The following is an 11,956-nucleotide window of genomic DNA, read 5'->3' as shown; positions in this document are numbered from 1 at the left end:
AGGCCTGGCATTGATTGGCGACGCGGCCCACGTCATTCATCCGCTGGCGGGGCAGGGCGTGAACCTGGGCTTCCTCGATGCGGCGGTGCTCGCCGAGGTGCTGCTGGCGGCCAACGAGCGCGGCGAGCGCCTGGCGGATGTGAAGGTGCTCAGCCGTTACGAGCGTCGGCGCATGCCGCACAACCTGGCGCTGATGGCGGCGATGGAAGGCTTTGAGCGGTTGTTCCAGGCCGATCAACTGCCGTTGCGCTGGCTGCGTAATGCAGGGCTGAAGGTGGTTGAGCAGATGCCGGAGGCCAAGGCGTTGTTTGTGCGTCAGGCATTGGGTTTGACCGGGGATTTGCCGGAGCTGGCCAAGGCCTGAGGGTGCTGTGCAACATCTGGTAACGGCTCCGTTGAGCGTTACCAAATGTGAGTCTTTATCATTTGCGCTCTTTTTGCAAATGAGAGACCGCACCCATGTTGGCACCCAAGCGCCTCCTGACTGCCCTGGCACTCACTCTTATCGGCAGCACCACCGTGCAGGCGGCCGATGAGGTCGTGGTCTACTCCTCGCGCATCGACGAACTGATCAAGCCGGTGTTCGACGCCTACACCAGGAAGACCGGCGTGCAGGTGAAGTTCATCACCGACAAGGAAGCGCCGCTGATGCAGCGCATCAAGGCCGAAGGTGAAAACGCCACCGCCGACCTGCTGCTCACCGTCGACGCCGGTAACCTCTGGCAGGCCGAGCAGATGGGCATCCTGCAGCCGTTCACCTCTGCGGTGATCGACAAGAATATTCCCCTTCAATACCGTTCTTCGGCCCATGCCTGGACTGGCCTGAGCCTGCGAGCGCGGACCATCGCCTACTCCACCGATCGCGTGAAACCGGGCGACCTGACCACCTACGAAGCCCTGGCCGACAAACAGTGGGAAGGCCGCCTGTGCCTGCGCACCGCGAAGAAGGTCTACAACCAGTCGCTGACCGCCACCCTGATCGAAACCCACGGCGCGGCCAAGACCGAGGAAATCGTCAAGGGCTGGGTCAACAACCTGTCCACCGACGTGTTCTCCGATGACATTGCCGTGCTGGAAGCGATCAACGCCGGGCAGTGTGACGTGGGCATCGTGAACACCTACTACTACGGCCGCCTGCACAAGCAGAAGCCGGACCTGGCGGTGAAGTTGTTCTGGCCGAACCAGGGCGACCGCGGGGTGCACGTCAACCTGTCGGGCATCGGCCTGACCAAGCACGCACCGCACCCGGAAGCAGCCAAGGCGCTGGTGGAGTGGATGACCACGCCGGAAGCGCAGAAGATCTTTGCGGATGTGAACCAGGAATTCCCGGCCAACCCGGCGGTGCCGCCGTCGGCGGAAGTGGCGACCTGGGGCAAGTTTGTAGCTGACACATTGCCGGTGGAAGTGGCGGGCAAGCGTCAGGCTGAGGCGATTCGCTTGATGGATCGCGCTGGCTGGAACTAGATACAATTTGCAAGGCGCCGCCGATCTAAATGTGGGGGCGGGCTTGTGTGGGAGCGGGCTCCCACATTGGTTAGCGCTGGCTTCAAGCTATTCATTCTCTGAGAATTAACCTTTGGCCCATCCCGCCCAACGCCGCTGGTACCTGCCGGTCTTCACCGTCGCCGCCCTGGTGCTGCTGCCGTTGAGCGTGCTGTTGCTGTCGTGGCAGACCATCGACCATCAAATCTGGTCCCACCTGTGGGAAACCCAGATGCCACGTCTGCTGGGCAACACCTTGACCCTGGTGCTGGGCGTCGGTGTGGGCGTTACGCTGCTGGGCGTCAGCCTGGCCTGGCTGACCAGCCTCTGCGAATTCCCCGGCCGGCGCTGGCTGGACTGGGCGTTGATGCTGCCCTTCGCGATTCCCGCCTATGTGCTCGCCTTCGTCTTCGTCGGCCTGCTGGATTTCTCCGGCCCGGTGCAAACCCTGCTGCGCGAATGGTTTGGTACAGGCCTGCGCCTGCCGCGTGTGCGCTCGACCAGCGGTGTGATCATCGTGCTGGTGCTGGTGTTCTACCCCTACGTTTATCTGCTGGCGCGCACCGCGTTTCTCGCCCAGGGCAAAGGCCTGATGGAAGCGGCGCGTGTCTTGGGGCAGTCGCCGTGGCAAGCGTTCTGGCGGGTGGCCCTGCCCATGGCGCGTCCCGCCATCGGTGCGGGCGTGGCCCTCGCGTTGATGGAAACCCTGGCGGATTTCGGTGCCGTCTCGGTGTTCAACTTCGACACCTTTACCACCGCCATCTACAAGACCTGGTACGGCTTTTTCAGCCTCTCCAGTGCCGCGCAACTGGCCAGCCTGTTGCTGTTGGTGGTGATGCTGGTGCTGTACGGCGAACGCCGTGCCCGGGGCGCCAGCCGGCCGAGCAACGAGCGACCTCGCGGCAAGGCGCTTTACCATCTGCGCGGGTTCAAGGCGGCGTTGGCCAGCGGTTGGTGCGGATTGGTGTTCGCCTGCGCGTTCGTGATCCCGATGCTGCAACTGGTGGCCTGGTTCTGGCAGCGTGGCCGTTTCGACCTGGACGAGCGCTACGCCGGTTTGATCGTCCATACCCTGTACCTGGGCGGTATGGCTGCCCTGATCACCGTCAGCGTGGCCCTGGTGCTGGCGTTCGCCCATCGCCTGGCGCCCACCCGGGCCATCCGCTCCGGCATCAGCCTGGCCAACGTAGGCTACGCGCTGCCCGGCTCGGTACTGGCGGTGTCGATCATGCTGGCGTTCAGCTACCTGGATCGTGAACTGGTGATCCCGGTCTCCGGCTGGCTGGGGGGCGCCGGCAAACCGCTGTTACTGGGCAGTTTGTCGGCCTTGCTGCTGGCGTATCTGGTGCGCTTCATTGCGGTGGCCTACGGGCCGCTGGAAAACAGCCTGGCGCGAATCCGTCCATCCTTGCCGGAAGCCGCCCGCAGTCTTGGGGTCAGCGGGCCGCGACTGTTTTGCAAAGTGTATCTGCCACTTTTGCTGCCGGGCACCCTGAGCGCGGCGCTGCTGGTGTTTGTCGATGTGCTCAAGGAAATGCCGGCGACCCTGCTGATGCGCCCGTTCGGCTGGGACACGCTGGCGGTGCGGATTTTCGAGATGACCAGCGAAGGGGAGTGGGCGCGGGCTTCGCTGCCGGCCCTGACCCTGGTATTGGTGGGGCTGTTACCGGTCATCGGGTTGATCCGACGTTCGGCGCGACGAATCGGTTAGGTGCCAGTCCTACGGCTTGAGGCTACAATGCGCGGCATTCGGTGCGGTCGATCTTTCAGATCGGGTTGCTGAACGCGGCTACAGGCCTTGTATTTCAAGGCGTGCGGCCCGAACGGCGACCGTCCGCACCTTCGCCACGCCCGGAAGGAGAAACCCATGGGACAGCGCACGCCTCTGTATGACCTGCATCTCGCCCTTGGCGCGAAAATGGTCGATTTTGGCGGTTGGGATATGCCTTTGCACTACGGCTCGCAGGTTGAGGAGCACCATCAGGTGCGACGCGACTGCGGGGTGTTTGATGTATCCCATATGACCGTGATCGATATCACAGGCCCCCAGGCCAAGGAATGGCTCCAGCATTTGCTGGCCAATGATGTTGACCGATTGCACGGCTGCGGCCGCGCGTTATACAGCGCCATGCTCAACGAGCAGGGCGGCGTGGTGGACGACATGATCGTCTACCGTACCGAGGGCGGTTACCGGCTGGTGGTCAACGCCGCCACCCGTGACCAGGACATGGCCTGGATGCAGGCTCGGCTCGGCAGCTATCAGGCCCAGCTCCGCGAGCGGCCCGAATTGGCCATGCTCGCCATTCAAGGCCCCCATGCCCGGCAAAAGATCGCTGAACTGGTGACCCAGTCCCGCGCCACCCTGATCCATCAGCTCAAGCCCTTTGAAGGCCTGGCTGACGGCGACTGGTTTATCGCGCGCACCGGTTACACCGGCGAAGACGGTCTTGAAATTGTCCTGCCGGCCGATCAGGCCCCGGCGTTCTTCAACGACCTGGTAGGCGCAGGCATTTCGCCCATCGGCCTTGGCGCCCGCGACACGCTGCGCCTTGAGGCCGGCATGAACCTTTACGGTCAGGATATTCACCAGGACGTTTCGCCCCTGGCAGCCAACATGGCCTGGAGCATCGCCTGGGAGCCGGCCGAGCGGGATTTCATCGGCCGCGCCGCCCTGGAAGCCGAAAAGGCTGCGGGTGTGAAGTCCAAGCTGGTCGGCCTGGTGCTGGAAGAGCGCGGGGTTTTACGCGCTCACCAGGTGGTTCGTATCGCCAATGTTGGCGAAGGAGAGATCACCAGTGGTAGTTTCTCTCCTACGCTAAGCAAATCCATTGCCCTGGCGCGTGTGCCGTCGGCGACTGCTGACCGGGCCGAGGTGGAAATCCGCGGCAAGTGGTACCCGGTTCGGGTGGTCAAACCGACGTTCGTGCGCCATGGCAAAACATTGATCTAACTTTTCCGGCGGGCCAATGGCCGCTGACATTTTTCCTTGAGGACACAGACTATGAGCGATATCCCTGCCGACCTGCGTTTTGCCGAAAGTCACGAATGGGCCCGTCTGGAAGCTGACGGCACCGTGACCGTCGGGATCTCGGACCATGCCCAGGAAGCATTGGGGGATGTAGTGTTCGTTGAGTTGACCGAAGTCGGCAACGTGTTCAAGGCGGCTGACCAGGCCGGCGTGGTTGAATCGGTGAAGGCCGCTTCGGATATCTACTCGCCAATTGCTGGCGAAGTGATCGCGGTGAACGACGCCTTGAGCGGTGAGCCAGAGCTGTTGAACTCCGACCCTTACGGCGCCTGGATCTTCAAGCTCAAGCCAAGCAACCCGGATGAACTGAAAAAATTGCTGGACGCTGCCGGCTACAAGGCTGCCATCGGCGAGTGATCCCGCTGCGGGAGCCGGCAATCGGCTCCCGCAAAGGTTTTATCCGCGTTTCAATACTGCTTTTACCGCCGCTACCGAACGCTCTACGTCCGCCTTCGTCATCGCCGTGAACATCGGCAACGACACAATCAAACGCCCCACTTTTTCCGCTACCGGGAACATGCCTTCCTTGAATCCCTGTGCCTTGTACAAGCTCAGCAGGTGGATCGGTGGGTAGTGATAGCCAATGCCGACGCCATGGGCCTGCATCTGCTCCATGAACGTGGCGCGTGCGGGCAGGCCGTCCTGACGCTCCGGCAGTACCAGCTGGAACAGGTGCCAGTTGCTGTTTTCGAAGTCTGCCGGTGGCAATTGCGCACCGTACTGCGCTTCAAAATCACTGCCGAAGCATTCGAAATAGTGACGCGCCAGTTCCTGGCGGTGGGCAGTGATCTTCTCGATATGGGCAAACTGGCCCAGGCCGATGGCTGCTGCGATGTCGGTCATGTTGAACTTGCCGCCCAACACATCCACGTCGAGGCCATCGAAGCCGGTGCGGGTCACGCCCTGCAGGCGATATTTTTCCGCCAGGCGCGCTTCTTCAGCGTTGTTCAATACCAGGCAGCCGCCTTCGGACGAGGTGATGTTCTTGTTCGCCTGGAAGCTGAACGATACGAAATCGCCGGTAGCGCCAATGCGTTGGCCATCCCAGCTGGAACCCAGGGCCTGGGCTGCATCTTCGACGATGCGCAGGTTGTACTTGTTGGCCAGCGCGTAGAGCAATGGCATGTCCAACGGCAGGCCCGCCAGGTATACCGGGATGATTGCCTTGGTGCGCGGTGTGATCGCGGCTTCTACCTGCGCCAGGTCGATATTGCGGGTCACCGGGTCGATGTCGGCGAACACCGGCGTGGCACCGACTTCCAGAATCACGTTGGCCGTGGCTACCCACGAAATCGGGGTGGTGATGACTTCGTCACCAGGCCCGATACCGGCGATGCGCAAGGCAATCTCCATGGTGCAGGTGCCCGAGTTGAAGGTACGCACCGGGCGCCCCCCAAAATATTCCGACAACTGCGCCTCGAACGCCTGCACTTTCGGCCCGCTGGTGATCCAGCCGGAGCGCAGTACGTCGCCTACCGCCGAGATGGTGGCTTCATCAATGGTGGGCTTGGAGAACGGCAGAAAGGGCAGTTGGCTCATGACGTTGAAGGCATCCGTTTCAGAAGGCGATGAGAAAAAGCATATCAATGCCGGGCATGGTTGCACGGCTCGACTGAATATAGCCTGTCGTCTGTGAATGAATCGTCCCGCCTGAAACAAAAAATGCCGCCTCGGGAGCGGCATTTCAGCATCGGTGTCAGAAGGCAACGCGTGCCTCAAGAAACACGTTCTGCTCTTTGAGCTTGCCTTTGAGCTGTTCGTCCCGGGCGTTTATCCGATTGGCGAACGTGTTGTAGCCGGTCTCGATCCCGCCCATGTCCACGTAACGCCAGCCGGTACCCAGGGTCAGGGTTTCGCTGACCTTGGCATCCAGCCCCAGGCCAACGCTGTAGGCGAAGTTGTATTGGCGATTGCTGGCGAAACGGCGGGTGTCGTTGGTCTGGTAACCCTCGGCGTCAACCTGGGCCACGCCGACTCCCGCCATACCGTAGAACGACAGCCATTCATTGATCGGGATGTTTTTATAACCGTTGAGCATCAGGCGCTGGCTGTCGGTGCGCAGGCTGTTGACGTTGGCATTGAACGGTGCCCAATGGGATTTGAAGGTCGAGTGGCTGGGCATCGTGTATTCCCCCTCCAGGCGCCAGCCATCGGCAAAGGCATAGCCCACGGCGAATGAGCCGGTGAACGTCTTGCTGCTGTCGGGGGCTTCTACCCGGTGGGTTACGCGTGGGCTGGTCAGCAGTGAGCTTGAGAGATTCTGCCGGGCGCTGTTGAGCTTTGCCGACCCGTACCAGCTTTCTGCCTGGGCATAAGGCGTGGCAACCGCGGCGAGCAGCAGGGCGTAGGAGAGTTTTTGCATGGTCATCGATTCACTCAGTCTGAAGGGAATCGATAGCTTGTTGCCGGGCGCGCCTGCAACTCGACAGGACTTTTCCTGTTCAGATGCGGAATCGCCAGCGTCTGGCGTAGGAAATCAGGGCAAAAAAATGCCGCTCTCGAGGAACGGCATTTTTATGCGGCGGTATTACTCGGAAGCAATGGCGTTTTTTGCCAGGATTGCGTTCGCCAGGTCCATATCCGTGGCCTTGAGGCCAGGGTTATCGGCGCGGACTTTCTGCATCGCAGCTTCCAGGTATGGGCCACGGATGTTGCCGTCACTGGCGACGAAGCTACCGGCGTCGTCCTGGGCGGCGACTACCATTTTGTGGTCCTTGAAGGTCAGGTACGTCGAGCCGGTCGTGGCACCCGATGAGATGACATTACGCCAGAAGCTGTCGGCCATGGCTGAACCGACAGGAAGGGAAAGCACAGCGAGGGTTGCGACAGCATATTTTAGACGCATGATGGGTGACTCCGACTGGGTTATCTGAACAGTTTGATTGTAGATAGCCCAGCCGAGTTCCATGGATGACTAAACAGTTTCAACCTGCAAAATCACGCCTTCCTGACCAATGACACGTACGTGTGCCCCAGCCGGCGCGTCCGGCCCGGATGCCATCCACACACCGTCACCCACCTTGATCTTGCCACGGCCCTCGACGATGGCCTGATGCACCACAAAGGTGCGACCGATCAACTCGGAGCCGCGCATGTTCAGCCCCGGCTGGTCGCTGACCTTGGCGCTGCTGCGCTGGCGTCGCCACCAGTACACCGCCGTGAGGATCGACAACACGGCGAACAGCAGCAGTTGCCACTCCAGCCCCAGGCTCGGCACCAGGAACTTGATCACGCCCACGGCTGCCGCGGCGATGCCCATCCACAGCAGATAACCACCGGCACCGAACACTTCAAGGATCAACAGCACCGTGCCCAGTGCCAGCCAGTCCCAAAACGACAGGTGCTGCAGGAATTCCCACATGGTGCGTGCCTCAGGCTTTCTTGTTGTCGAAGGTTGCCTTGACGATTTCGCCGATGCCGCCGACTGCGCCAATCACCTGGCTGGCTTCCAGCGGCATCAGGATCACCTTGCTGTTGTTGGCCGAGGCCAGCTTGCCCAGTGCGTCGATGTATTTCTGGGCGACGAAGTAGTTGATGGCCTGCACGTTACCGGTGGCGATGGCTTCCGATACCACTTGAGTGGCGCGGGCTTCGGCCTCGGCCTGACGTTCGCGGGCTTCGGATTCCAGGAAGGCGGCCTGACGACCACCTTCGGCCTCCAGGATCTGCGCCTGCTTCTTGCCTTCGGCGGTCAGGATCGCGGAGGCTCGCAGGCCTTCGGCCTCGAGGATCTGCGCACGCTTGATCCGCTCGGCCTTCATCTGGCCGGACATGGCGGCCATCAGGTCGGCAGGCGGGCTGATGTCCTTGATCTCGATCCGGGTGATCTTGATGCCCCACGGTGCGGTGGCTTCGTCGACGGTGCGCAGCAGTTTTTCGTTGATGCCGTCACGCTGGCTGAGCATCGCATCCAGCTCCATGGAGCCGAGCACGGTACGGATGTTGGTTTGCAGCAGGTTGCGGATGGCGTGTTCGAGGTTGTTCACCTCGTAGGCAGCCTGGGCGGTATTGACCACCTGGAAGAAGCACACGGCGTCGATCTGCACCGTGGCGTTGTCAGCGGTGATGACTTCCTGGGGTGGGATATCCAGCACGCTTTCCATCACGTTGATCTTGCGACCGATGCGGTCCATGACCGGAATGATGATGTTCAGGCCGGGCTTGAGGGTGTTGGTGTAGCGGCCGAAGCGCTCGACTGTCCACTGGTAACCCTGCGGGACCACCTTGAAACCCATGAAGAGGATGGCGACGGCCAAGCCTACAAAAAGAAGCAGTACGGTTCCGATCTGCATAACGATTCCTTGTCTGGTGACGGTGAAGCGAGGTTTTTCCGATTGTAACGGTGTTGTCACGGATAAGGACGGATTACCGCGCCATCGATCAAAGGATTTGTTTCTGAATCCCCAGGCGTCACTCGCAGTACCTCTTCAAGTGTTGTCAGTCCTGCCATTACCTTGCGCATACCGGCGGACCGCAAGCTGCACATTCCCTGGTCAAGGGCCGCCAGGCGCAGGGCCTGGAGGTCGGTGCCCGGGCTGACCAGGGCCTTGAGGCGATCGTTCATCAGCATGATCTCGTAGACCCCGGCTCGACCCCGATAGCCACTTTCCCGGCACTCGCCGCAACCCACTGCCTGATGGACCTGCCCGGCTTGCCGCTTGCAGTGCGGGCACAACAGCCTGACCAGGCGCTGGGCCATCACCCCCAGCAGCGTGGCATTGATCAGGTAATGGGGAATGCCCAGTTCCAGCAAGCGGCTGATGGCGCCGGGCGCATCGTTGGTGTGCAACGTCGACAGCACCAGATGCCCGGTCAGGGCGGCCTGGATCGCCATTTCTGCGGTTTCCAGGTCGCGAATCTCGCCGATCATGATGATGTCCGGGTCCTGGCGCATCAGGGCGCGGATGCCGCTGGCGAAGGTCAGGTCGATGTTGTGCTGCACCTGCATCTGGTTGAAGGCCGGCTCCACCATCTCGATCGGGTCTTCGACGGTGCACAGGTTGACCTCGCGAGTGGCCAATTGCTTGAGCGTGGTGTACAGCGTGCTGGTCTTGCCGGAACCGGTAGGGCCGGTGACCAGGATGATGCCGTTGGCCTGGCCGGTCATGGATTGCCAGCGTTGCAGGTCGTCGTTGGAAAGTCCCAGTTGCTGGAAATCCTTGTGCAGCACCTGCGGGTCAAAAATTCGCATCACCAGCTTTTCGCCGAAGGCTATGGGCAAGGTCGACAGGCGCAGTTCCACCTCCCCGCCCGTGGGGCTTTTGGTCTTCACCCGGCCGTCCTGGGGTTTGCGTTTTTCCGCCACGTTCATCCGGCCCAGGCTTTTCAGGCGGCTGACCACCGCCATCGTCACCTGGGATGGGAATTGATAGACATCATGCAGCAGCCCGTCGATGCGAAAACGCACGCGCCCCTGATCGCGTCCGGGTTCGATATGGATATCACTGGCCCGCTGGCCAAAGGCGTACTGCAACAGCCAGTCGACGATGTTGACGATGTGCGCGTCATTGGCGTCGGGCTCCTGGTCGCTGGCGCCGAGATTGAGCAGTTGTTCGATATTCGGCGCGCCGGAGGTTTTTTGATCAATGGCGCCGCTGACCGATTTCGCCAGTCGGTAAAACTCCACGGTGCAGCGCTGGATCTCCTGGGGATTGGCCAGCACCCGCTTGATGGAGCGCTTCAACACCTGAGCCAGGCCGGCTTCCCAACTGCATACGTAAGGCTGGGCACTGGCGACGGTAACGCTGTGGGCGTCGACCGCAACGGCCAGGATCTTGTGGCGCTGGGCAAAGGCATAGGACATCAGCGGCACCACCGCCGCGACGTCGATTTTCAACGGGTCGATACGCAGGTAGGGCTGGCCGCAGTGGCGGGCGAGCCATTCGGTCAGCATTTCCAGAGACGGCCCCTGGCTGGCAATGCATTCCAGGGGATGCAGCCCACTGTTCGCCGGTAGGGCCAGGTCGGCGGGCACCAGGCCCTGGTCGATCAGGGCAGGCAACAACTGATGGATTTCCAGCCAGCGATCCTGGGGATTTGGCGCAACGGACATGGTGACGTTCCTGGGCAACGATTAGGCGTAGTCCTCAGGCTAGTCACGCTTTGCGCTTCGGCCTCCGGGGTTTATTGCAGGCTTTTACTGAGCGGCCGCCTGGACCGCCAGAGGCCGCGCAGCATCTACCGGGCGCAGCTCCAGCGAGCACACACTGATCAGGTTACGAAGTTTTTCGCCGATCACCTGGGCCCGGTGCCAGCTCAGGCCATCCATCACGATATCGATCGCCAGCAGGTCGTCTTCACGCTGCACGCTCACCTGACGTGGCACCAGGAACTGCAGGGCAAAATAGTTGAGCACCCGGCACAACACGTCGGGTTCAGCCTCGGCGAGCATTTGATAGTGCGCCTGGCAGTGGGCATTGCTGACGGCCCAGGCGTCAACGCGTTGGGCGGGGTGGGAGGCTTCGACGACGTGCATGATGATTCTCCGGATTCGACTGGAGAAATTTTTGCATTCGTCGCGGGAGATTTCTTATCTAAAACAGCCTGTATTGGCTTATAAGAGAATCATGTAATTCTTTAAATCATGATTAATGGGTATTTCTATGCACGCTGAATTGGACGTGTACGACCGGCGCATTCTCGCGCTGTTGCAGGAAGACGCTTCGCTCTCCAGCGCGCAGATCGCCGAACAGGTCGGCCTGTCGCAGTCGCCGTGCTGGCGCCGGATTCAGCGGCTGAAAGAGGAGGGTGTGATTCGCGGCCAGGTCACCCTGCTGGATCGCAAGAAAATCGGCCTTAATACGCAGATTTTTGCCGAGGTGAAACTCAACGCCCACGGCCGTTCCAACTTCACTGAATTCACCGAGGCGATTCGCGGTTTTCCGGAAGTGTTGGAATGTTATGTGCTGATGGGGGCGGTGGACTTTTTACTGCGGATCGTCACGTCGGACATCGAGGCGTATGAGCGGTTTTTCTTTGAGAAGCTGTCGATGGTGCCGGGGATTCAGGAGGTCAACTCGATAGTGGCCTTGTCGGAGATCAAGTCCACCACGAGTTTGCCGGTGTTGCGCTGATAGTTGTCTTGGCCTGATTTTAGTGAAGAGGGAGCAAGCTCCCTCGCCACAAGGTTTTACAGGCGCAGCAGGGTTTTCCAGGCGCGATTCTGATACACCGCAATCGCCTGATGCATCCGCGCATCCAGCGACTCATCGGTGATCGGCTGGTTGGCCAGGTGCGCCAGCTTGTTCAGCTCGCCATACAAACGGTCCAGCTCGGCGATATCCAGCACCTGGCGTGCATGGTGCAGCCAGGCCAGGATGCGTTCGATACGCGGCAGTTGCTCGGCCAGGTCTTCCGGCTGTTGCTGGTAGCGCGGCAGTTGCAGGGCAACGGCGTCATCGGCCAGCAGGCGCGGCAGCCAGTTGGCCAGCTGTGCAGCGCCCTGGC

At 61.1% G+C, this 11,956-nt stretch carries 13 protein-coding genes and 1 pseudogene; 6 read left to right on the top strand and 8 right to left on the bottom strand.

Translation table 11 applies throughout. The annotated features are described in order from the left end of the window. From HX846_RS04040 to gcvH, 5 genes are all read left to right on the top strand, one after another. Positions 1-364, top strand: a 364-nt coding sequence (locus HX846_RS04040) for an FAD-dependent monooxygenase (RefSeq protein WP_178965009.1), incomplete at its 5' end; no start/stop codon positions are given. Between the two features lie 95 nt (positions 365-459). Next, positions 460-1,464 carry an extracellular solute-binding protein gene (locus tag HX846_RS04035; RefSeq protein WP_003213942.1) on the top strand — a complete coding sequence of 335 codons (1,005 nt, stop codon included), beginning with the start codon at positions 460-462 and terminating at the stop codon, positions 1,462-1,464. A gap of 112 nt (positions 1,465-1,576) precedes the next feature. Further along, positions 1,577-3,193 carry an iron ABC transporter permease gene (locus tag HX846_RS04030; RefSeq protein WP_003213940.1) on the top strand — a complete coding sequence of 539 codons (1,617 nt, stop codon included), beginning with the start codon at positions 1,577-1,579 and terminating at the stop codon, positions 3,191-3,193. Between the two features lie 156 nt (positions 3,194-3,349). Beyond that, positions 3,350-4,432 (top strand): glycine cleavage system aminomethyltransferase GcvT, encoded by a 1,083-nt coding sequence (gene gcvT, locus HX846_RS04025; protein WP_003213938.1) that lies wholly within the window; start codon positions 3,350-3,352, stop codon positions 4,430-4,432. A gap of 51 nt (positions 4,433-4,483) precedes the next feature. Beyond that, a complete protein-coding gene (gene gcvH / locus HX846_RS04020; RefSeq protein WP_087693282.1) occupies positions 4,484-4,867 on the top strand; it encodes a glycine cleavage system protein GcvH in 384 nt (127 codons plus the stop codon). A gap of 39 nt (positions 4,868-4,906) precedes the next feature. On the opposite strand, the gene HX846_RS04015 is transcribed toward gcvH, so the two are convergent. From HX846_RS04015 to HX846_RS03985, 7 genes are all read right to left on the bottom strand, one after another. Beyond that, entirely contained in the window at positions 4,907-6,049 is a 1,143-nt protein-coding gene (locus HX846_RS04015; protein ID WP_177050305.1) for a DegT/DnrJ/EryC1/StrS aminotransferase family protein, read from the bottom strand. Between the two features lie 157 nt (positions 6,050-6,206). Beyond that, positions 6,207-6,878 carry an outer membrane protein gene (locus tag HX846_RS04010; RefSeq protein WP_008438895.1) on the bottom strand — a complete coding sequence of 224 codons (672 nt, stop codon included), beginning with the start codon at positions 6,876-6,878 and terminating at the stop codon, positions 6,207-6,209. Between the two features lie 159 nt (positions 6,879-7,037). Further along, positions 7,038-7,355: a DUF2388 domain-containing protein gene (locus HX846_RS04005; RefSeq protein ID WP_008438896.1), complete on the bottom strand. Its 318-nt coding sequence runs from the start codon at positions 7,353-7,355 to the stop codon at positions 7,038-7,040. 69 nt (positions 7,356-7,424) lie between these two features. Next, on the bottom strand, positions 7,425-7,871 hold the full coding sequence (locus HX846_RS04000) for an NfeD family protein (RefSeq protein ID WP_008438897.1): 447 nt from the start codon (positions 7,869-7,871) through the stop codon (positions 7,425-7,427). A 10-nt stretch (positions 7,872-7,881) separates the two neighbouring features. Next, a complete protein-coding gene (locus HX846_RS03995; protein WP_003213925.1) occupies positions 7,882-8,802 on the bottom strand; it encodes an SPFH domain-containing protein in 921 nt (306 codons plus the stop codon). A gap of 56 nt (positions 8,803-8,858) precedes the next feature. Next, positions 8,859-10,562, bottom strand: a complete 1,704-nt coding sequence (locus HX846_RS03990; protein ID WP_178965008.1) for a GspE/PulE family protein — start codon at positions 10,560-10,562, stop codon at positions 8,859-8,861. 84 nt (positions 10,563-10,646) lie between these two features. After that, positions 10,647-10,985 carry a hypothetical protein gene (locus HX846_RS03985; RefSeq protein WP_087693277.1) on the bottom strand — a complete coding sequence of 113 codons (339 nt, stop codon included), beginning with the start codon at positions 10,983-10,985 and terminating at the stop codon, positions 10,647-10,649. 127 nt (positions 10,986-11,112) lie between these two features. Between HX846_RS03985 and HX846_RS03980 the strand changes: the two genes are divergently transcribed. Continuing rightward, the gene (locus HX846_RS03980) at positions 11,113-11,583 is read left to right on the top strand and encodes an Lrp/AsnC family transcriptional regulator (protein WP_087693276.1); all 471 of its coding nucleotides are present in this window, start codon (positions 11,113-11,115) and stop codon (positions 11,581-11,583) included. A 56-nt stretch (positions 11,584-11,639) separates the two neighbouring features. Here the strand turns inward: HX846_RS03980 and HX846_RS03975 are convergent. Continuing rightward, positions 11,640-11,956 (bottom strand): annotated as a pseudogene (locus HX846_RS03975) (inorganic triphosphatase); the annotation flags it as partial.

It is taken from the genome of Pseudomonas sp. K5002, assembly GCF_013386655.1.
Taxonomy (GTDB): Bacteria; Pseudomonadota; Gammaproteobacteria; order Pseudomonadales; family Pseudomonadaceae; genus Aquipseudomonas.
Note: the sequence above shows the minus strand (reverse complement) of the source record. Positions and strands in the feature narration are given on the sequence as shown.

Coding starts and splice junctions, on each gene's coding strand:
- HX846_RS03995 (WP_003213925.1), bottom strand. CDS start 8,802: ATGCAGATCGGAACCGTACTGCTTCTTTTTGTAGGCTTGGCCGTCGCC.
- gcvH (WP_087693282.1), top strand. CDS start 4,484: ATGAGCGATATCCCTGCCGACCTGCGTTTTGCCGAAAGTCACGAATGG.
- HX846_RS04015 (WP_177050305.1), bottom strand. CDS start 6,049: ATGAGCCAACTGCCCTTTCTGCCGTTCTCCAAGCCCACCATTGATGAA.
- gcvT (WP_003213938.1), top strand. CDS start 3,350: ATGGGACAGCGCACGCCTCTGTATGACCTGCATCTCGCCCTTGGCGCG.
- HX846_RS04035 (WP_003213942.1), top strand. CDS start 460: ATGTTGGCACCCAAGCGCCTCCTGACTGCCCTGGCACTCACTCTTATC.
- HX846_RS04005 (WP_008438896.1), bottom strand. CDS start 7,355: ATGCGTCTAAAATATGCTGTCGCAACCCTCGCTGTGCTTTCCCTTCCT.
- HX846_RS03985 (WP_087693277.1), bottom strand. CDS start 10,985: ATGCACGTCGTCGAAGCCTCCCACCCCGCCCAACGCGTTGACGCCTGG.
- HX846_RS04010 (WP_008438895.1), bottom strand. CDS start 6,878: ATGACCATGCAAAAACTCTCCTACGCCCTGCTGCTCGCCGCGGTTGCC.
- HX846_RS03990 (WP_178965008.1), bottom strand. CDS start 10,562: ATGTCCGTTGCGCCAAATCCCCAGGATCGCTGGCTGGAAATCCATCAG.
- HX846_RS03980 (WP_087693276.1), top strand. CDS start 11,113: ATGCACGCTGAATTGGACGTGTACGACCGGCGCATTCTCGCGCTGTTG.
- HX846_RS04000 (WP_008438897.1), bottom strand. CDS start 7,871: ATGTGGGAATTCCTGCAGCACCTGTCGTTTTGGGACTGGCTGGCACTG.